This window comes from Streptomyces sp. NPDC040589 (genome assembly GCF_055594445.1).
Genome location: NZ_JBVIWP010000007.1, coordinates 274,923 through 294,353, shown reverse-complemented (window position 1 = coordinate 294,353; position 19,431 = coordinate 274,923). Strand labels below are relative to the sequence as shown.

The following is a 19,431-nucleotide window of genomic DNA, read 5'->3' as shown; positions in this document are numbered from 1 at the left end:
ATGAGGGTGGTGTAACCGGCCCATTGGCGTGAATGCGTCCGTGCCGGGGCATACGGATGGTGCCACCTCTCGATCATGTCGAGGACGACAAGCGTGGGAGGTATCCCGTGAGCAGCACCCTCTTCCGGACGAAGAAGGTCGAGCAGTCCATCCTCGACACCGAGGAGCCAGAGCACGCGCTCAAGAAGTCCTTGTCCGCGCTGGATCTGACCGTTTTCGGCGTCGGCGTGATCATCGGCACCGGCATCTTCGTACTCACCGGCACTGTCGCCAAGGACAACGCGGGGCCCGCGACGGCCCTGGCGTTCGTCGCGGCCGGCGTCGCCTGCGCCCTGGCCGCACTCTGTTACGCCGAGTTCGCGTCCACGGTCCCGGTCGCCGGGTCCGCCTACACGTTCTCGTACGCCTCCCTCGGTGAACTGCCCGCCTGGATCATCGGCTGGGACCTCGTTCTGGAGTTCGCGCTCGGTACGGCGGTGGTGGCCGTCGGCTGGTCGGGCTACATCCAGTCGCTGATGGAGAACGCGGGCTGGACGATGCCCGCGGTACTGGGCAGCCGGGAGGGCGCCGACGCCTTCGGCTTCGACATCCTCGCCGCCGCGCTCGTCCTCGTCCTCACCGGCATCCTCGTCGTCGGCATGAAGCTGTCCGCGCGGATCACGTCGGTCGTCGTCGCCATCAAGGTGACGGTCGTCCTCGTCGTGATCATCGCGGGCGCGTTCCTCATCAACACCGACAATTACGACCCCTTCATCCCGAAGGAGAAGCCGGTACCGGCCGGCTCCAGTCTCGACTCCCCACTGATCCAGCTCATGTTCGGCTGGGCGCCCTCCAACTTCGGCGTGATGGGCATCTTCACCGCCGCCTCGGTGGTGTTCTTCGCCTTCATCGGCTTCGACGTCGTGGCCACGGCCGCGGAGGAGACCAAGAACCCGCAGCGCGACATGCCGCGCGGCATCCTCGGCTCCCTCGTGATCTGCACGACGCTGTACGTCCTCGTGTCGATCGTCGTCACCGGCATGCAGCACTACAGCGAGCTGTCGGTCGACGCGCCGCTCGCCGACGCGTTCAAGGCGACCGGGCATCCGTGGTTCGCGGGCTTCATCAGCTTCGGGGCCGCGGTCGGCCTGACGACGGTGTGCATGATCCTGCTCCTCGGCCAGACCCGGGTGTTCTTCGCGATGAGCCGCGACGGGCTGCTGCCGCGGTTCTTCTCGCACGTCCACCCGCGGTTCAAGACCCCGCACCGGCCGACGATCCTGCTCGGCGTGATCATCGCGGTGCTGGCGGGCTTCACGCCGCTGACCGAACTCGCCGCGCTGGTGAACATCGGCACGCTGTTCGCCTTCGTGGTCGTCGCCATCGGCGTGATCATCCTCCGCAAGCAGCGCCCGGACCTGCCGCGGGCCTTCCGCACCCCGTGGGTGCCGGTCATCCCGATCCTGTCGGTGTGCGCCTCGCTGTGGCTGATGATCAACCTGCCCGCCGAGACGTGGGTGCGGTTCGGATTCTGGATGGCCGCCGGGTTCATCGTGTACTTCCTCTACGGCCGTACGCACAGCCGCCTCGCGACGGGAGAGGAACCGAAGGCCGAGAACACGCCGTAGCCGCGCCCCGGGGTGCGGGTCTGGCCAGCCGCGGGCATGCGTGCCTCCCCAGTGCCTCAAGGGCCTGGGAGGTGCCCCCAGGGCGGCACGGGTGGGCGGTGGGGTCCCCCCGCTCGACCGAAGCCGAGAGCGGGGGAGGCACCCCGCTCCGCCGGGCTGCGCACCCACCCGGCACCGGCACCGACGCCGAGCACCCCGTCGCGCCGAGTCGCCCGACGCCCGGCCCCGACGCCGGGCTCCTACGGCCGCACCGTACGCGGCCCCGCCACCTCCGCCCCCAACTCGCCGACCCGCCGCCGCAGCTCCCGGTCCGCCGTGACGACCAGTACGGACCGCTCGCCCGCCCCCGCGACCACCTCGACGATGTGATCGTCACCGCTGCCCGACGCCGACTCCACCCGCACCCCCGGCACCGACTCCACCCCCCGAGCGGCCCCCTCCACCACGAGCAGGATCTCCACCGGCCCGGAAACCCCCGGCACTCCGTCCGACGCCAACCGGTCCCGCAGCCGCTCCGCGGCACCCCTTCGGTCCCGCCACCAGCCGTCCGGTACCGACCCGACGACGTTCGCGGCGTCGACGACGACGAGGAGGGGCGCGTTGTCGTTCATGCGGCCAGGGTCGCACGGCGGTTGTCGGCCAGGCAGGGGGCGGGCCGCGCACGGAGCCGTCCCGCACGCATAAAGTGAACTGGTGAACGGCGACTGGCTCATCCGCGGCCGCGACGGCCGCCTCACCGTCTATCTCCCCTCCGGCGACGCCGTCCTGTGCCGTGCGGAACGCGGCCCCGCCGGCTCCTGGGACGCTCCCCGCACCGTCGGCGGCGGCCAGAAGCTGCACCCGGGCCCGGCGATCGGCCAGGGCGCCGACGGCTACACCCATCTGGCCGCCTGGCGGCCCACCGTGCCCGGCGAGTCGGGGCTCGTGCATTCGACGCACTTCCGGCCCCGGCTCGCGCCCCTGGACTGGGTCTCGATCGGGCACCCGGACAAGAAGGGTGACCGGACGGGCCCGCCGGCCGTCGCCGTCGACTCGGCGGGGCGTGGCTATGTCTTCGTCCGTAACCAGGGAGGTGGGGTGAGCCTGCGCAACCAGAAGGAGAAGGGCGGCTGGGGCCCCTGGCAGAACCTCGAAGGGCATGACGTGCGGGGTGAGCCGGCCGCCGTGACGGGGGAGTCGGGGCTGGTGGAGGTGTACGCGTCCGTGCCCGGCGGGGTGCTGCACTGGCGGCAGGAGGAGCCGGGCAAGACGCCGGTGCGGACGGAGGGCGTCGATGTGCCCGTCCGGCCTGGGACGCTCCGGGCGCTCGCCACGTCGGCCGAGCACACCACCCTCTTCTTCACCGATGCCTCGGGCGATGTGTGCGCCTGGCGGCGGGGCGAGAAGCCGGTGACGCTCATCGCCTCCGCCGGACCCGGGCCGGTGTCCGCCGTGCGCTGTGACATCGAGGGGCACGACTGCACCGTGCTCGCCCAGCGGTCGGCGAGCGGCCGGGTCGCCTTCGCCGCCTACCCGACCGAACAGGAGTCGGCCGGCGCCTGGTGGACCGAGTCCGGCCCTCAGTTGCCCTCCGACGCCATGGTGGCGTTGGCGCTCGACGAGCACGACGAGGTCGTCGCCGCCAGCCTCGCCCCGTCCGCCGGCAAGCTCCTGCTCGCGCGCCGCAAGGACGAACCGGGGCTGGCGCTCACCGCGTGGCAGGAGCTCTGAGCGGACCCGCACACCGCAACTCCGTGATTTTCACGGAATGGTCATCTTATGATGACCCGATCCGGTTCCCCGAACTTGAGTTCGGGGAAGGCGGCTCGATCGCGTCGGTGGGGGAGAAGGGCACGTCACTCGGACCAGACCCGGGCGCGGCGCTGCCCACGGAAGAGCCGTCGGCGTGACTTCACCCGTGGCAGGCCTGACCGGTCTGTCGGTGGCTCAGGGTGCCGCCACCCCTGTGCACTTCCTCGACCGGCGGGGGAGCCAGGAGCCCGCTTCGGGCGGCGGCGGTGAGCGCGAGCCGGCCTCTCGGCTCGCCCCGGTGCCAAGGGTTCCAGCGGTCGGCGGTCCCTGGTGGGCCTGGGTGGCCGGCGGTCCGCTCGGGCCGTGGCCTCCTGAACGCATGTCAAGAGAAACGGAGTTCACATGACCATGGGACGAAGGCTGTTCCTCGGCGCCTTCACCGCAGGCGCGGTGACCGTCACCACGGGTCCGCAGGCCGCGGCGGCCGACGAGTACACCCAGTACGCCGCCCCGGCCGCCTTCTACGGGGCGTCCCCGACCGAATACGTCGTCAAAATCAACTACGCGGCCACGTCCGGTGACAAGGCCGCGCTGAACGTGACGTCGCTCAACCCCGAGTCGTCGGCCATGTACATCAGCGGCGCCGAGAAGGCGCAGCGCGGCACGCTGAAGATCACCCACAACGGCTACGCCGACGGTTCGGACCACGGCGCCTCCGGGCTTTCCATCAACCTCAGGGCGGAAGGGACCGCTGCCCAGGGAATCTTCGTCACCGCGACCGACGCGCCGACCAAAGGTGCGTTGATCGTGCTGCGCAACAACGATGGACTGGAGGACTTCGTCGTCAAGGGCAGCGGCCGCACCGGCATCGGTATCGGCATCGGGGCCACCCCCGGCGGCCAGCTCCATGTCGTCCAGCGGTCCGAGGCCCCTGCCCTGTTTGTCGAGGGCACGACACGGCTCGACGGCGCGGCGCGCCTGGACGACGCTGCCGAGCCGGCCAAGGAGCCGGGCGGCGGCTCCCTCTTCGCACGGGGCGGCGCCTTGTACTGGAAGGGCGGCAACGGCAAGGTCACCCTGCTGGCCCAGGCATAGGGGCGGGATTCGATGGAACTGACCACCGAGCAGCTCGTCGCCGAGTTCCAGGACGCGGTGATGGAGCTGTACTTCGCCCGCAAGCGCATCGCCGTCCTGGAGGCGGACAACGCCGAACTGCGAGCCCGGCTCGCGGCCGCTGAGGAGCGCGACACATGAGAGGAGGGCCTCCGCACACCGCGGAGGCCCTCCTCACTCACCCCATCAGGCGGGTCACGCCGGAACCGACGCCACGCCCTGCGCGAGGAACCGCTTGCCGTTGACCCGCTCGGAGACACCCTCACGGTCCAGGTACGGCGTGATGCCGCCCAGGTGGAACGGCCAGCCGGCGCCCGTGATGAGGCACAGGTCGATGTCCTGGGCCTCGGCGACGACGCCCTCGTCGAGCATGATCCCGATCTCCTGCGCCACCGCGTCCAGGACGCGGTCGCGGACCTGCTCCTCGGTCAGGACGGAGTCGCCCTGCTTCAGCAGCGCCGCGACCTCGGGGTCCAGCTCCGGCTTCCCGGAGTCGTAGACGTAGAAGCCGCGCTTGCCCGCCTTGACGACGGCCGCGAGGTTCGGGGAGACCGTGAAGCGGTCCGGGAACGCCCTGTTGAGCGTCTCCGAGACGTGCAGACCGATCGCCGGGCCGACCAGCTCCAGCAGGACCAGCGGCGACATCGGCAGACCGAGCGGCTCGACGGCCTTCTCGGCGACCTCGACCGGGGTGCCCTCGTCGATGACGTTCTGGATCTCGCCCATGAAGCGCGTCAGGATGCGGTTCACGACGAACGCCGGGGCGTCCTTGGTGAGGACCGCGGTCTTCTTCAGCTTCTTGGCGACGGCGAACGCCGTGGCCAGGGAGGCGTCGTCGGTCTTCTCGCCGCGCACGATCTCCAGGAGCGGGAGGACCGCGACCGGGTTGAAGAAGTGGAAGCCCACGACCCGCTCGGGGTTCTTGAGCTTCGACGCCATCTCGGAGACCGACAGCGAGGAGGTGTTGGTGGCGAAGATCGCGTGCGCCGGGGCGACCGCCTCGACCTCGGCGAACACCTGCTGCTTGACGCCGATCTCCTCGAACACGGCCTCGATGATGAAGTCCGCGTCCGCGAAGCCCTCGGCCTTGTCCAGCACACCGGACACCAGCGCCTTGAGGCGGTTGGCCTTGTCCTGGTTGATACGGCCCTTGCCGAGCAGCTTGTCGATCTCGGCGTGGACGTAGCCCACACCCTTGTCGACGCGCTCCTGGTCGATGTCGGTCAGCACGACCGGCACCTCGAGGCGGCGCAGGAACAGCAGCGCCAGCTGGCTGGCCATCAGGCCGGCGCCGACGACACCGACCTTGGTGACCGGGCGGGCCAGGTTCTTGTCCGGGGCACCGGCCGGGCGCTTGCCACGCTTCTGCACCAGGTTGAAGGCGTAGATGCCGGAGCGCAGTTCACCGCCCATGATCAGGTCGGCGAGCGCCTTGTCCTCGGCGTCGTAGCCCTGCTGGAGGTCGCCGTTCTTGGCGGCGGCGATGATGTCCAGGGCGCGGTAGGCGGCCGGGGCGGCGCCGTGCACCTTGGAGTCCGCGATGAAACGGCCCTTGGCGACGGCCTGGTCCCAGGCCTCGCCGCGGTCGATCGCCGGGCGCTCGATCTGGATCTCGCCCTTGAGGACCGTCGCGGTCCAGATCAGCGACTGCTCCAGGAAGTCCGCGCCCTCGAAGATGGCGTCGGCGATCCCGAGCTCGTAGACCTGCTTGCCCTTGAGCTGCTTGTTCTGGTTGAGGCTGTTCTCGATGATCACCGAGACGGCCTTCTCCGGGCCGATCAGGTTCGGCAGCAGGGCGCAGCCGCCCCAGCCCGGGACCAGACCGAGGAAGACCTCGGGGAGCGAGAACGCCGGGAGGGCCGCGGAGACGGTGCGGTAGGTGCAGTGCAGACCGACCTCGACACCTCCGCCCATCGCGGCGCCGTTGTAGTACGCGAAGGTCGGCACGGCCAGCTTGGACAGCCGCTTGAAGACCTCGTGGCCGCCCTTGCCGATGGCGAGCGCGTGCTCGTACTCCTTGAGGATCTCCACGCCCTTGAGGTCGGCGCCGACCGCGAAGATGAACGGCTTGCCGGTGATACCGACGCCGATGATCTCGCCGTCCGCCGCCTCCTTCTCGACCTGGTCGATCGCGGCGTTCAGGTTCGCCAGCGAGGCCGGGCCGAAGGTGGTCGGCTTGGTGTGGTCGTGGCCGTTGTCCAGGGTGATCAGGGCGAAGCGCCCGGCACCCAGGGGGAGGTCGAAGTGGCGGACGTGCGCCTGCGTGACGACCTCGTCCGGGAACAGCTCGGAAGCCTGCTTCAGAAGCTCGGCGGTGGTGCTCACTTGTCCCCCTCGAAGTGCGGGTTCTCCCAGATGACCGTCGCGCCCATGCCGAAACCGACGCACATGGTGGTCAGGCCGTAGCGGACGTGCGGCTGCTCCTCGAACTGGCGGGCCAGCTGCGTCATCAGACGGACGCCGGAGGAGGCCAGCGGGTGGCCGAAGGCGATGGCGCCGCCGTACTGGTTGACGCGCGGGTCGTCGTCGGCGATGCCGTAGTGGTCGAGGAAGGCCAGGACCTGGACGGCGAAGGCCTCGTTGACCTCGAACAGGCCGATGTCGGAGATCGACAGGCCCGCCTGGGCCAGCGCCTTCTCCGTGGCCGGGATCGGGCCGTAACCCATGACCTCCGGCTCGACACCCACGAAGGAGTAGGACACCAGGCGCATCTTCACGGGGAGGTCGTGCTCCCGCGCGAAGTCCTCGGAGGCGATGACGGAGGCGGTGGCGCCGTCGTTCAGACCGGCCGCGTTACCGGCGGTGACCCGGCCGTGCACACGGAACGGGGTCTTCAGGCCGGAGAGGTTCTCCAGAGTCGTGCCCGGGCGCATCGGCTCGTCGGCGGTGACCAGACCCCAGCCCGTCTCGCCGGCCTCGGGGGAGGTACGGCGTACGGAGATCGGCACCAGGTCGGCCTGGATCTTGCCGTTGGCGTACGCCTTGGCGGCCTTCTCCTGGGAGCGCACGGCGTACTCGTCGGCGCGCTGCTTGGTGATCTGCGGGTAACGGTCGTGCAGGTTCTCCGCGGTCATACCCATGAACAGGGCCGACTCGTCGACCAGCTTCTCGCTCACGAACCGCGGGTTCGGGTCGACGCCCTCGCCCATGGGGTGGCGGCCCATGTGCTCGACACCGCCGGCGATGGCGACGTCGTACGCGCCGAAGGCGACGGAACCGGCGACCGCGGTCACGGCCGTCAGGGCGCCGGCGCACATGCGGTCGATCGAGTAGCCCGGGACGGACTGCGGGAGACCGGCGAGGATCCCGGCCGTACGGCCGATGGTCAGGCCCTGGTCGCCGATCTGCGTGGTCGCGGCGATGGCGACCTCGTCGATCTTCTTCGGGTCGAGACCGGGGTTGCGGCGCAGCAGCTCCCGGATCGCCTTCACGACGAGGTCGTCGGCACGGGTCTCGTGGTAGATGCCCTTCGGTCCCGCCTTGCCGAACGGGGTGCGGACGCCGTCGACGAAGACGACGTCCCTGACGGTACGAGGCACGATGGCTCTCCTCCAGGGTCCGGAACTGCATTGCTGCTGCGAGATGCGCTGAGCGCGCGCTCAGGCCCATGCTACTTATGGGTAACGTAGCTGCACAGTCCTGACAGGCGGAGCGGTGAAGGTCACACCTTCGGGGGTGCCGTGGAGCCCCGGGGCGTCAGTACGGGCGTGGGCACGGGATGCGATCCGGCCGTGCCCTCTCCGGTGATCACCCCGAACAGCGTCCGGGCCACCTCCGCCCCGAACCCGTGGACGTCATGACTCATCGCGGACAGCGTCGGATGCGTCAGCCGGCACAGCTGCGAGTCGTCCCACGCCAGCAGCGACACATCGTCCGGCACCCGCAGCCCCATCTCCGCCGCGACCGACAACCCCGCCACCGCCATGATGTCGTTGTCGTACACGATCGCGGTCGGCCGGTCCGGCGCCGACGCGGTCAACAGCGACCGTGTCGCCCGCGCCCCCGCGTCGCCGGAGAAGTCCGTCGCGACCTGCCACGCCCCGGCAAGCGCCCCCGCCGCCTCGTCGAACGCCGCCGTCCGGATGGCCGTGTGCCCGAGGGCCGCCGCCCCGCCGACCCGGGCGATCCGCCGGTGCCCGAGCGCGGCCAGATATCGCACCGCCTCCGTCACGGCCGTGGCGTCGTCCGTCCACACCGAGGTGAGCCCCCCGGTCAGCGAGGGATGCCCGACCGCGACCACCGGCAGCCCGAGCCGCTCCACCAGACCCACCCGGGGATCGTCGGCGCGGAAGTCGACGAGGATCGACCCGCCGATCTGCCGCCCACGCCACCACGCCCCCTGGACCCCGATCTCCTCGTCCAGATTCCGTACGAGCCTCAGCAGCAGCGAGCAGGAGTGCTCGGCCAGCACGCTCTCGACACCCGAGACGAAGTCCATGTACCAGGGCTCCAGCCCCAGCATCCGCGCCGGCCTGCACACCGCGAGACCCACCACGTCCACGCGCGAACCGGCCAGCGTCCGCGCCGTGAGGTTCGGAGCCCAGCCCAGTTCCCGCGCCGCCCGGAAGATCCGGTCCCGGGTCGCCTCCGACAGGCCCGGCTTGTGGTTGAAGGCGAGCGACACGGCACCCTTGGACACACCGGCGCGCGCGGCGACGTCCTTGATGGTGACGCGGGGGGCAGGCGTTGCCGTCATCGGGTGGGCTCCACGCAGTACAGGGCCGAACGGGCACTCCGGGCGTCCGGAGTCTTCCAGCCGCGCACCCCGATGGTCACCTCTTCGCCCGGCAGCAGCGTGACCAGCCCCCGGTCGGCCCGGGCCTCCGGATCCAGCCGGTCGGCCTGGAGGAGCAGGTCCCGGACCAGGGTGCGGGCGGTCACGGTGATGCCGCCCGGGGTGAGCGCGACCTCGAACCGCGGCGCGGGGTAGAGGACTTCGCGGTCCGGCACCGGGAAGTACAGCGCCCGCGGCCCGTCCGCGTCGGGATCCGCGTCCGCGACCAGGAACTCCTTGGGCCCGGCGGGCGTCAGCTCCTGCGGGACACCGACCCGGGCCACGGCCCGCCCCCCGGCCGCCAGTTCCACATCCGCCTGCCCCAGTACCTCGCCCTCGACGGACATCCGGCGCAGGGTCAGGGTCCCGGTCCAGTCCTCCGCGCCCTGGTTCACGGCGGCCAGCACCAGCCCGCCGTTCTCCCCCTGGAGCGTCAGCAACCGGTCCGCGTACAGCCGCTTCAGCTCGTGGTACAGCGGCTTCTCCCGGCCGTCCCCGTCGACCGCCGCCCACGACGTCACCGGCCAGCAGTCGTTGAGCTGCCAGACGACCGTGCCCGCGCACACCGGCCAGTGCGAGCGCCAGTGCTCGATCCCGGCGGCGACCGCACGCGCCTGGTTGACCTGCGTCAGGTAGTGCCAGCGGTCGAAGTCCCCGTCCGGCACGGCGAAATGCCGGGCCAGCCCCCGTTCCAGTTTGCCGTTGCCGTCGTCGGCCTTCTGGTGCTGCAGCATGCCGGGGGAGTCCGGCACGAGCGTCTCCCCGGGCAGCGCCCGGCGCAGGGTGGCGTACGCGGGCGGCGCCTGCCAGCCGAACTCGGCGACGAACCGCGGCACGCTCAGCCGGTAGTCGGCGTAGTCCTCCCGGTTCCACACCTCCCACGAGTGGTGCGTGCCGTGCGCCGGGTCGTTCGGGTGGTGCCGCCAGGACCCCGACCAGGGACTGCCCGCCGTGTACGGCCGGGTCGGATCCAGTTCGGCCACCACACGCGGCAGCACGCCGAGGTAGTAGCCCTCGCCCCAGGAGTCCCCGGCCAGCCTCGGCTCCCACTCCCAGTCCCGGAAGCCCCACAGGTTCTCGTTGTTGCCGTTCCACAGCACCAGCGACGGATGCGGCATCAGCCGTACGACGTTCTCCCGCGCCTCGGCCTCCACCTCGCCGCGCAGCGGCTGCTCCTCCGGGTAGGCCGCGCACGCGAACGGGAAGTCCTGCCAGACCAGCAGCCCGAGTTCGTCGCAGGCGTCGTAGAAGTCCTCGCTCTCGTAGAGCCCGCCGCCCCAGATGCGTACGAGGTCCACGCCCGCCCTGGCGGCCTGCTCCAGCCGCTCCCGGTAGCGCTCGCGGGTGACGCGGGAGGGGAAGACGTCGTCGGGGATCCAGTTGACGCCGCGTGCGAAGAGCCGCTCGCCGTTGACGACGAGGGTGAACCCGGTGCCGTGCGCGTCGGGCCGCCGGTCGAGTTCCACGGTCCGGAAGCCGATCCGCCGTCGCCACACGTCCAGGCCGCCACCCTCGCTCAGCAACCTCAACTCGACGTCGTACAACGGCTGTTCGCCGTACCCGCGCGGCCACCACAGCTCCGCGTCCGGCACCCGCAGCCGTACCACCCCGTGCGCCCCGTCCAACTCCGCGCGGGCCCGCACCCCGCCCACCGTCGCCTCCACGGCCAGCGGCACCTCCACCCGGGTCCGCTCGACGTCGACGGCCAGCTCGACGACCCCCACGCCCTCCTCGACGGTGACCAGCGGACGCACCCGGGAGATCCGGGCCGTCGACCAGTGCTCCAGGCGCACCGGCCGCCAGATCCCGGCCGTCACCAGGGTCGGTCCCCAGTCCCAGCCGAAGGAGCAGGCCATCTTGCGGACGTACTGGTAGGGCTCGGCGTAGGCGGCGGGCCGCTCGCCCAGCCGCCCCCGCACCGCCTCGGCCTCGGCGTAGGCGGAGACGAACCGCACGGACAGCAGCCCGGACAGCCCCGTCACATCGAAGCGGTACGAGCGGTGCATGTTCCGCACCGTGCCCAGCGGCCGCCCGTCCAGGGAGATCTCGGCGACGGTGTCGAGCCCGTCGAAGACCAGGTCGGCCTGCTCCTGTGCGCTGGGGGCCCCGAGCTCCCGCTCGTACGTCCAGTCCCGGCGCCCCACCCACGCCACCTCGGACTCGCCCTGGCCCAGGAACGGATCCGGGATCACCCCGGCCGCCATCAGGTCGGTGTGCACGCAGCCCGGCACGGAGGCCGGCAGCGTGTCCGACTCGTGCCGCAGGATCCATCCCTCGCCGAGCGCTGTGGCCTCCAGCATGCGCACTCCCTTAACCGGTCCAGTGAAGAGTCGTGTCCAGGCTTCGCATCGTTGGCGGGAATGGGACTTTACCGGTTGAGGAAAGCGCTGTCAGAGTGCCGAACCAGCCATACCGCACGTGCTCTTCCGTCCCGAGTTCCTCTCCGCGAACGGAGCTGATGCACATGAACCGCCGTACCGTCCTCGCCCTCGCCGTGGGCGCCGCCCTGCTCGCCTCGGGCTGCACCGGTACCGGAGGCACCTCCAAGGGTGCGGATGCCGAAGCACCCGACGATCCCGCCAAGGTGACCGGGACCATCACCGTCCTCACCCACCGGACCGACCTCGTGCAGGACGGCACGATGAAGAGGTACGCCGCCGCGTTCAACAAGACCTATCCCAAGGTGAAGGTCGAGTTCGAGGGCCTCACCGACTACGAGGGCGAGGTCAAGATCCGGATGAACACGGAGAACTACGGCGACGTCCTGATGATCCCGGCCGTGATCGAGAAGAAGGACTACCCGAAGTTCTTCGCCTCGCTGGGCACCCAGGCCGAGCGGAGCAAGAAATACCGCTTCACCGACTACTCCACCGTCCAGGGCAAGGTCTACGGGCAGAGCCCGATCGGCGTGGTCCCCGGCTTCATCTACAACAAGAAGGTGTGGAGCGCGGCCGGCATCACCGACTGGCCCACCACCCCGGCCGAGTTCCTCGACGGCCTCAAGGCGATCAAGGCCAAGTCCGAGGCGGTCCCGTACTACACCAACTTCAAGGACATGTGGCCGCTGACCCAGTGGACGAACGTCAACGGCTCGGTCGGCTGCGACACCGGGGCCACCGCACGTCTCGCCGAGGGCGACCCGTGGGCCGACGGCGCCGATCTGCGCGTCGGTGACACGCTGCTCCACGACATCGTGAAGTCGGGCCTCGTCGAGAAGGACCCGACGACCACCAACTGGGAAGCCTCCAAGCCCAAGCTGGCCAAGGGCGAGATCGCCACGATGTGGCTCGGCTCCTGGGCCGTCGTGCAGATGCGGGACGCGGCGAAGCAGGCCGGCACTGACCCCGCCGACATCGGCTTCATGCCCTTCCCCGCCCAGAAGGACGGCACGTTCTGCGCGGTGACGTCCCCCGACTACCAGCAGGCCGTCAACGTCAACTCCGACCACAAGACCGCCGCCCGCGCCTGGATCGACTGGTTCACCGACAAGTCCGGCTACGCGGACGCCAACCTCGCCCTCTCCCCGCTCAAGGACGCCCCGCTGCCCGACATCCTGAAGCCCTACGAGGAGGCGGGCGTCAAGCTCCTCGACATCGACGACACCAAGGGCGCCGAGGTCAAGTCCCTCGACAACCAGTCAGAGGTCGGCATCTACAAGCCCGACTACCGCCAGGACCTCGTCGATCTCGCCCGTGGCGCTCGCAAGGGCGGCCTGGACGACTTCCTCGCCGGACTCGGCGACAAGTGGACCGAGGCACAGCGCAACCTGGGGTCCTGATGGCCCACCCCACCCGGCGGTGGCGGGGCGTGACGCCCTGGCTGTTCCTCCTCGCCCCGCTCGTCCTGCTGATCACGTTCACCTACGCGCCGATCGTCAACATGGTCGCGTACAGCTTCACCGACTGGGACGGCGTCAGCCCCGAGCTGCACTACACGGGCGCCGAGAACTACGCCGAACTCTTCACCCGCTCCGAGCTGTTCGAGGTGTTCTTCGTCAGCGGGTACTACCTCGCCGCGTCCGTGGTGCAGATCGCCGCCGCGCTCTACTTCGCCACCGTCCTGAGCTTCAACGTCCGCTTCCGCAACTTCTTCAAGGGCGTGCTCTTCTTCCCGTACCTGATCAACGGCGTCGCCATCGGCTTCGTCTTCCTGTACTTCTTCCAGGACGGCGGCACCCTGGACGCGATCCTGGGCCTCGTCGGATACGACGGCGACCGCGCCTGGCTCGGTACGCCCACCTCGGCCAACGTCTCCCTCGCCGGCGTCTCCGTCTGGCGCTACATGGGTCTGAACTTCGTCCTCTTCCTCGGGGCGATCCAGTCCATCCCGGGGGAGCTGTACGAGGCGGCCGAGATCGACGGGGCGAACCGCTGGCAGCAGTTCCGCCACATCATCGCGCCCGGTATCCGGCCCGTGCTGAGCCTCTCGGTGATCCTGTCCGTCTCCGGGTCGCTGTCGGTCTTCGAGATCCCGTACATCATGACCGGCGGCGCGACCGGCACCGAGACCTTCGTGATCCAGACCGTGAAGCTGGCCTTCCAGTTCAACAAGACGGGCCTCGCCTCGGCGGCGGCCGTCGTACTGCTGCTGATCATCCTGGCGGTGACCTGGGTGCAGCGGCGCCTCGTCCCGGACGACAAGGTGGACCTCGTATGACGCGCCGTACGGTGGCCCGGGCCCTCGTGTATCTGTCCCTGGTCCTCGCGACACTGGTCGTGTTCCTGCCGCTGGCCGTGGTCTTCCTGACCTCGCTGAAGACCTCCGGGGAGATGGCGGACGACAGCGGCGCCCTCACGCTGCCCGACGACCCGCTCAACTTCTCCAACTACGTGACGGCGTTCCAGGACGGCCGGATGCTCTCGGCGTTCGCCAACACGGCGATCATCCTGGTCGTCGCCATCGGGGGCACGATCCTGATCGGCTCGATGACGGCGTACGCCATCGACCGCTTCCGGTTCCGCTTCCGCAAGCTGGTCCTGGCCCTGTTCCTGGTCGCCGCGCTGGTCCCCGGCGTGACCACCCAGGTGGCCACCTTCCAGATCGTCAACAGCGTCGGCATGTTCGACAGCCTCTGGGCGCCGATCGCGCTCTACATGGGCACGGACATCGTCTCGATCTACATCTTCCTGCAGTTCGTACGGTCGATCCCGGTCTCACTCGACGAGTCGGCCCGCCTCGACGGCGCCAACGCCTTCACGATCTACCGGAAGATCATCTTCCCGCTCCTGAAGCCGGCGATCGCGACGGTCGTGATCGTGAAGGGGATCAACGTCTACAACGACTTCTACATCCCCTTCCTCTACATGCCATCCGAAGATCTTGGCGTGATCTCGACGTCCCTGTTCCGCTTCAAGGGCCCGTTCGGCGCCCACTGGGAGACCATCTCGGCAGGCGCGATCCTGGTCATCGCCCCCACGTTGATCGTCTTCCTGCTCCTGCAGAGGTTCATCTACAACGGCTTCACCAGGGGAGCGACCAAGTGACGATGCCCTTTGTTCCAGGGGCGCGGGGCTGTGTCGATGTGCGGCTCCGCCGCGTGGGCGCGAACAACCACAACAGGCCCGCAGCCGCCGTACGACGGAAAGGACTACGGCGGCTAGGGCCTGTCGTTTGGATCAGGTCGCAGGGAATCGGCGGCACCTTGTCAGCGCCGGTGAGCGGGGCCTGGTGCGTGCAGTTGCAAGGCGGAGGAGGGAGTCGATGCGGAGCATCGGCGAGTGACGACAACGCGGCAGATGCGCGTGCCAGGCCCCGCGTCTGCGGCGTGATCCAAACGACAGGCCCTAGGCCTCCTTCACGGCCAGCGCCTCCACCAGCACAGGCGTCACCAGCTCCACCTGCCAAGCCCGAGCCCCATACCCCTCAAGGGCCGCGCTCACGGACTCCGCGTCCACCACACCCGGCGGCTCCCAGCAAACCCGCCGCACCGTATCCGGCGTGATCACATTCTCCTGCGGCATATTGATCTGCTCGGCCAGTGCCGAAACCCCTGCCCGGGCCGCGGACAGCCGCGCCGCGGCGACAGGATCCTTGTCGGCCCAGGCCCGCGGCGGCGGCGGCCCCGCGACCGGCTGCCCCGGCTGCGGCAACTGCGCCTCGGTCAGCGCCTTCGCCCGGTCCACGGCCGCCTGCCACTGCTCCAGCTGCCGCTTGCCCGTCCGGTGTCCGAATCCGTTCAGAGCGGCGAGCGCGTGCACGTTGGCCGGAAGGGCCAGCGCGGCCTCCACGATGGCCGCGTCCCCGAGCACCTTGCCGGGCGAGACGTCCCGCCGCTGCGCGATCCGGTCGCGGGTCTGCCACAGCTCCCGTACGACGGCCAGCTGCCGCCGCCGGCGCACCTTGTGCATGCCGGACGTACGCCGCCAGGGATCCTTGCGGGGCTCGGGCGGCGGGGCCGAGGCGATCGCGTCGAACTCCTGGCGGGCCCACTCCAGCTTGCCCTGCCGGTCCAGCTCCTTCTCCAGCGCGTCGCGCAGGTCGACGAGCAGCTCGACGTCCAGCGCCGCGTACCGCAGCCAGGGCTCGGGCAGCGGCCGGGTGGACCAGTCGACCGCGGAGTGTCCCTTCTCCAGGACGAAACCGAGCACGCCCTCGACCATCGCGCCGAGGCCGACCCGGGGGAACCCGGCGAGCCGCCCGGCCAGCTCGGTGTCGAACAGCCGCGTCGGCACCATGCCTATCTCGCGCAGGCAGGGCAGGTCCTGGGTGGCGGCGTGCAGCACCCACTCGACGCCGGAGAGGGCCTCGCCCAGGGCGGACAGGTCGGGGCAGGCCACGGGGTCGATCAGAGCCGAGCCGGCGCCCTCGCGGCGCAGCTGCACCAGGTAGGCGCGCTGGCCGTAGCGGTAGCCGGACGCCCGCTCGGCGTCGACGGCGACGGGGCCGGTACCCGCCTCGAAGGCGGCGATCACCCGGGCCAGGGCGGTCTCGTCCGCGATCACGGGCGGAATGCCCTCGCGCGGCTCCAGCAAGGGGGTCGGCGCCTCCGTAGCAGAAGATCCGCCGTCGTCCGGAGGGGCGCCTCCGGTGGTTCGCAGTGAGCTGTCTGCTGCGGTGTCGTGGGCGTCGGTCACATGTCAAGGGTATCCATGTATGGACAGCGCCCGCCGACGGAACGTTCCGTCGGCGGGCGCTCGAGGGTCGCAAACCAGTCACGTCGGGGAAGTACGGGGTTCGCGAGCCGCGCGTGGGGTGACAGGGGACCGGCGGCCGATCCCGTTCAGGTGAGTGAATGATCACCAAGGGTCATGACGGAGCGGATCAGTGGATGATCCCGGTCCGCAGTGCCACCGCCACCATGCCGGCGCGGTCGCCCGTGCCGAGCTTGCGGGCGATGCGGGCGAGATGGCTCTTGACGGTCAGTGCGGACAGGCCCATCGAGACGCCGATCGCCTTGTTCGACTGGCCCTCCGCGACCAGGCGCAGCACCTCGACCTCACGGCCGGACAGTTCGCGGTAGCCGCCCGGGTGACTCGGGGCACCCGGGGGGCGGCGGTGCAGACGCGCGGCGGCGGCGCCGATGGGGGCGGCGCCCGGCCGGGTGGGGAGCCCGACGTTGGTACGGGTGCCGGTGACGACGTACCCCTTCACCCCGCCGGCGAGCGCGTTGCGCACGGCGGCGATGTCGTCGGCGGCGGAGAGGGCGAGGCCGTTGGGCCAGCCCGCGGCGCGGGTCTCCGACAGCAGGGTGAGGCCGGAGCCGTCGGGCAGGTGGACGTCGGCGACGCAGATGTCGCGGGGGTTGCCGATGCGGGGACGAGCCTCCGCGATGGACGAGGCCTCGATGACGTCGCGCACACCGAGCGCCCACAGATGGCGGGTGACGGTGGAGCGGACGCGCGGGTCGGCCACGACCACCATGGCGGTCGGCTTGTTCGGGCGGTAGGCGACCAGGCTTGCGGGCTGCTCGAGGAGAACGGACACCAGGCCTCCTGGGGTGCGGGACGGGGCCGGCTCGTGGGGATGAAGCCGGGACGAACCGTGCTTTCAAGGTCACAGTCGTCTTCGGCACCGAACCCCTCCGCCTTTAGAGAATGATCACGATTCGGTGATAACAATCCGTGCAATTCGGACACGCGGTCGATCATTCGAAGGTCGAACGGTTTCGCTCTGCGTCGGTACGCGGTCGAAAGTGGCCGTATCGACAAAGTGATTCGGCCAAGAGGGGGACGCGGGTGTGATCGTCGACCGGACATGGCTGACCGCCCCGCACAAGGTCGATCAGTGCGGGGCGGTCAGGGGTCGTTCAGCGGGCCGGAGGCCGGCGGGCCGGAGGCCGGCGGGCCTGGGGTCAGCGGGCCTGCGTCAGCGGGACTGGGGCCCCCGCCGCTGCGGCAGGGTCACCACCGACGCGTCGCCCGGCCCGGCCGGCGGCAGTCCGGCGACCTGGGCGAGCAGATCGCACCAGGCCGCCAGGTGCCCGGCCGTGTCCGGAACCCCGCCCAGGCCCTCGCGCGGCGTCCAGGACGCGCGGATCTCGATCTGCGAGGCGGCCGGGCGCGCGGACAGACCGCCGAAGTGGTGCGAACTCGCGCGCGTGACGGTGCCGCTCGGCTCCCCGCATGCCAGCCCGCGCGCCTGGAGCGCGCCGGTCAGCCAGGACCAGCACACCTCCGGCAGCAGCGGGTCCGCCGCCATCTCCGGCTCCAGCTCCGCGCGCACCAGCGTCACCAGCCGGAACGTGCCCCGCCAGGCCTCGTGCCCCGCCGGGTCGTGCAGCAGCACCAGCCGGCCGTCGGCCAGGTCCTGGTCGCCGTCGACGACCGCCGCCTCCAGCGCGTAGGTGTAGGGGGCGAGCCGCTGCGGCGGGCGCGTCGGCTCGATCTCGATCTGGGGCCGCAGCCGCGCCGTCCTGAGCGCGTCGACAGCGGACCGGAAGGGCGGCGGCGTGGTGTCCGCCTCCCTCCGGTCGTTCTCGGTGTCCTTCGCTTCGTCCATTCCGCCAGCGCCGTCCGACAGTCGTCCCTGAGCCGCAGCCATGCGGGAAGATTACGGGGACCGGGCCCCGGGTGCCGGGCTAGACACCCCGCGCCTCTCCAGGGGCTGAATCGCGCTCCTTGACGGCGTGCGAAACTTGGCCCCGTGAGTGCCAACGACGCCCCCCGGGCCCAGCAGCCGTCCGTCACGTACGACTCAGCCTTCCTCAAGGCCTGCCGGCGCGAGCCCGTGCCGCACACTCCGGTGTGGTTCATGCGGCAGGCCGGGCGCTCACTGCCGGAGTACCGCAAGGTGCGCGAGGGCATTCCGATGCTCGAGTCCTGCATGCGGCCCGAGCTGGTCACCGAGATCACGCTCCAGCCGGTGCGCCGGCACGACGTGGACGCGGCGATCTACTTCAGCGACATCGTGGTGCCGCTCAAGGCCATCGGTATCGACCTCGACATCAAGCCCGGCGTCGGCCCGGTCGTCGAGCGCCCGATCCGCACCCGCGCGGACCTCGCGCAGCTGCGCGACCTGACCCCCGAGGACGTCTCCTACGTCACCGAGGCCATCGGCCTGCTGACGCGCGAGCTCGGCGCCACGCCCCTCATCGGCTTCGCCGGCGCCCCGTTCACCCTCGCCAGCTACCTCGTCGAGGGCGGCCCGTCCCGCACGTACGAGAACGCCAAGGCGATGATGTACGGCGACCCCGAGCTGTGGGCCGACCTGCTCGACCGCCTCGCGGACATCACGACCGCCTTCCTGAAGGTGCAGATCGAGGCGGGCGCCTCCGCGGTCCAGCTGTTCGACTCCTGGGCCGGCGCCCTGGCCCCCGTCGACTACCGGCGTTCGGTGCTGCCCGCCTCGGCGAAGGTCTTCGACGCCGTGGCCGGCTACGGCGTCCCGCGCATCCACTTCGGCGTCGGCACCGGCGAGCTGCTGGGCCTCATGGGCGAGGCCGGCGCGGACGTCGTCGGCGTCGACTGGCGCGTCCCGCTGGACGAGGCCGTCCGCCGCGTCGGCCCCGGCAAGGCGCTCCAGGGCAACCTGGACCCGACCGTGCTGTTCGCCCCGACGGAGGCCGTCGAGGCGAAGACCCGGGAGGTCCTGGACAGCGCGGCGGACCTGGAGGGCCACATCTTCAACCTGGGCCACGGCGTCATGCCGTCCACCGACCCGGACGCGCTGACGCGGCTCGTGGAGTACGTGCACACGCACACGGCACGCTGACGGGGTATTCGGTGCGGCGGTGAACGCTGTCGTCGGGGCGTGCGTATGTGTCGGCAA

The 19,431-nt window shown here is 70.6% G+C and carries 16 protein-coding genes; 8 read left to right on the top strand and 8 right to left on the bottom strand.

The window, feature by feature from the left end; genetic code table 11:
* The first annotated feature begins 107 nt into the window (after nt 1–107).
* Nucleotides 108–1,607, top strand: a complete 1,500-nt coding sequence (locus ACZ58V_RS29450) for an amino acid permease (protein ID WP_468192091.1) — start codon at nt 108–110, stop codon at nt 1,605–1,607.
* 239 nt (nt 1,608–1,846) lie between these two features.
* On the opposite strand, the gene ACZ58V_RS29445 is transcribed toward ACZ58V_RS29450, so the two are convergent.
* Nucleotides 1,847–2,218: a PIN domain-containing protein gene (locus ACZ58V_RS29445; protein ID WP_468192089.1), complete on the bottom strand. Its 372-nt coding sequence runs from the start codon at nt 2,216–2,218 to the stop codon at nt 1,847–1,849.
* Nucleotides 2,219–2,300: 82 nt separating this feature from the next.
* On the opposite strand from ACZ58V_RS29445, the gene ACZ58V_RS29440 reads away from it, so the two are divergent.
* The 3 genes from ACZ58V_RS29440 to ACZ58V_RS29430 all read left to right on the top strand — a co-directional run bounded on the left by ACZ58V_RS29440 (nt 2,301) and on the right by ACZ58V_RS29430 (nt 4,592).
* Nucleotides 2,301–3,317 carry a PLL family lectin gene (locus ACZ58V_RS29440; RefSeq protein ID WP_471293631.1) on the top strand — a complete coding sequence of 339 codons (1,017 nt, stop codon included), beginning with the start codon at nt 2,301–2,303 and terminating at the stop codon, nt 3,315–3,317.
* Nucleotides 3,318–3,740: 423 nt separating this feature from the next.
* On the top strand, nt 3,741–4,433 hold the full coding sequence (locus tag ACZ58V_RS29435; RefSeq protein ID WP_471293628.1) for a hyaluronoglucosaminidase: 693 nt from the start codon (nt 3,741–3,743) through the stop codon (nt 4,431–4,433).
* Between the two features lie 12 nt (nt 4,434–4,445).
* Nucleotides 4,446–4,592: a hypothetical protein gene (locus ACZ58V_RS29430; protein ID WP_468192084.1), complete on the top strand. Its 147-nt coding sequence runs from the start codon at nt 4,446–4,448 to the stop codon at nt 4,590–4,592.
* Between the two features lie 54 nt (nt 4,593–4,646).
* Here ACZ58V_RS29430 and ACZ58V_RS29425 read toward each other — a convergent pair whose 3' ends face one another.
* From ACZ58V_RS29425 to ACZ58V_RS29410, 4 genes are all read right to left on the bottom strand, one after another.
* Nucleotides 4,647–6,776 (bottom strand): 3-hydroxyacyl-CoA dehydrogenase NAD-binding domain-containing protein, encoded by a 2,130-nt coding sequence (locus tag ACZ58V_RS29425; RefSeq protein WP_468192083.1) that lies wholly within the window; start codon nt 6,774–6,776, stop codon nt 4,647–4,649.
* Entirely contained in the window at nt 6,773–7,990 is a 1,218-nt protein-coding gene (locus tag ACZ58V_RS29420; protein WP_468192082.1) for a thiolase family protein, read from the bottom strand. Before ACZ58V_RS29420 ends, ACZ58V_RS29425 begins: the two co-directional genes overlap by 4 nt.
* A 122-nt stretch (nt 7,991–8,112) precedes the next feature.
* On the bottom strand, nt 8,113–9,147 hold the full coding sequence (locus ACZ58V_RS29415) for a LacI family DNA-binding transcriptional regulator (protein WP_471293624.1): 1,035 nt from the start codon (nt 9,145–9,147) through the stop codon (nt 8,113–8,115).
* On the bottom strand, nt 9,144–11,525 hold the full coding sequence (locus tag ACZ58V_RS29410; protein WP_471293621.1) for a glycoside hydrolase family 2 protein: 2,382 nt from the start codon (nt 11,523–11,525) through the stop codon (nt 9,144–9,146). The genes ACZ58V_RS29415 and ACZ58V_RS29410 overlap by 4 nt, the downstream gene beginning before the upstream one ends.
* Nucleotides 11,526–11,689: 164 nt before the next feature.
* On the opposite strand from ACZ58V_RS29410, the gene ACZ58V_RS29405 reads away from it, so the two are divergent.
* Genes ACZ58V_RS29405 through ACZ58V_RS29395 form a run of 3 tightly spaced genes read left to right on the top strand, consistent with a single transcriptional unit; the run spans nt 11,690 to nt 14,708 of the window.
* Nucleotides 11,690–13,003, top strand: coding sequence for an ABC transporter substrate-binding protein (locus ACZ58V_RS29405; protein WP_471293618.1), 1,314 nt, complete (start codon nt 11,690–11,692; stop codon nt 13,001–13,003).
* Entirely contained in the window at nt 13,003–13,881 is an 879-nt protein-coding gene (locus ACZ58V_RS29400) for a carbohydrate ABC transporter permease (RefSeq protein ID WP_189721646.1), read from the top strand. Before ACZ58V_RS29405 ends, ACZ58V_RS29400 begins: the two co-directional genes overlap by 1 nt.
* The gene (locus ACZ58V_RS29395; RefSeq protein ID WP_382825481.1) at nt 13,878–14,708 is read left to right on the top strand and encodes a carbohydrate ABC transporter permease; all 831 of its coding nucleotides are present in this window, start codon (nt 13,878–13,880) and stop codon (nt 14,706–14,708) included. Before ACZ58V_RS29400 ends, ACZ58V_RS29395 begins: the two co-directional genes overlap by 4 nt.
* A 300-nt stretch (nt 14,709–15,008) precedes the next feature.
* On the opposite strand, the gene ACZ58V_RS29390 is transcribed toward ACZ58V_RS29395, so the two are convergent.
* The 3 genes from ACZ58V_RS29390 to ACZ58V_RS29380 all read right to left on the bottom strand — a co-directional run bounded on the left by ACZ58V_RS29390 (nt 15,009) and on the right by ACZ58V_RS29380 (nt 18,204).
* Nucleotides 15,009–16,298: a ribonuclease D gene (locus tag ACZ58V_RS29390; RefSeq protein ID WP_468192078.1), complete on the bottom strand. Its 1,290-nt coding sequence runs from the start codon at nt 16,296–16,298 to the stop codon at nt 15,009–15,011.
* 187 nt (nt 16,299–16,485) lie between these two features.
* A complete protein-coding gene (locus tag ACZ58V_RS29385; RefSeq protein WP_184589340.1) occupies nt 16,486–17,148 on the bottom strand; it encodes a response regulator transcription factor in 663 nt (220 codons plus the stop codon).
* Nucleotides 17,149–17,529: 381 nt separating this feature from the next.
* Nucleotides 17,530–18,204 carry a DUF3000 domain-containing protein gene (locus ACZ58V_RS29380; protein WP_468192076.1) on the bottom strand — a complete coding sequence of 225 codons (675 nt, stop codon included), beginning with the start codon at nt 18,202–18,204 and terminating at the stop codon, nt 17,530–17,532.
* A 102-nt stretch (nt 18,205–18,306) separates the two neighbouring features.
* On the opposite strand from ACZ58V_RS29380, the gene hemE reads away from it, so the two are divergent.
* Nucleotides 18,307–19,374 (top strand): uroporphyrinogen decarboxylase, encoded by a 1,068-nt coding sequence (gene hemE, locus ACZ58V_RS29375; protein ID WP_468192074.1) that lies wholly within the window; start codon nt 18,307–18,309, stop codon nt 19,372–19,374.
* The last annotated feature ends 57 nt before the right edge of the window (nt 19,375–19,431 follow it).

Coding starts and splice junctions, on each gene's coding strand:
- ACZ58V_RS29445 (WP_468192089.1), bottom strand. CDS start 2,218: ATGAACGACAACGCGCCCCTCCTCGTCGTCGTCGACGCCGCGAACGTC.
- ACZ58V_RS29435 (WP_471293628.1), top strand. CDS start 3,741: ATGACCATGGGACGAAGGCTGTTCCTCGGCGCCTTCACCGCAGGCGCG.
- ACZ58V_RS29430 (WP_468192084.1), top strand. CDS start 4,446: ATGGAACTGACCACCGAGCAGCTCGTCGCCGAGTTCCAGGACGCGGTG.
- ACZ58V_RS29415 (WP_471293624.1), bottom strand. CDS start 9,147: ATGACGGCAACGCCTGCCCCCCGCGTCACCATCAAGGACGTCGCCGCG.
- ACZ58V_RS29410 (WP_471293621.1), bottom strand. CDS start 11,525: ATGCTGGAGGCCACAGCGCTCGGCGAGGGATGGATCCTGCGGCACGAG.
- ACZ58V_RS29405 (WP_471293618.1), top strand. CDS start 11,690: ATGAACCGCCGTACCGTCCTCGCCCTCGCCGTGGGCGCCGCCCTGCTC.
- ACZ58V_RS29400 (WP_189721646.1), top strand. CDS start 13,003: ATGGCCCACCCCACCCGGCGGTGGCGGGGCGTGACGCCCTGGCTGTTC.
- ACZ58V_RS29395 (WP_382825481.1), top strand. CDS start 13,878: ATGACGCGCCGTACGGTGGCCCGGGCCCTCGTGTATCTGTCCCTGGTC.
- ACZ58V_RS29380 (WP_468192076.1), bottom strand. CDS start 18,204: ATGGCTGCGGCTCAGGGACGACTGTCGGACGGCGCTGGCGGAATGGAC.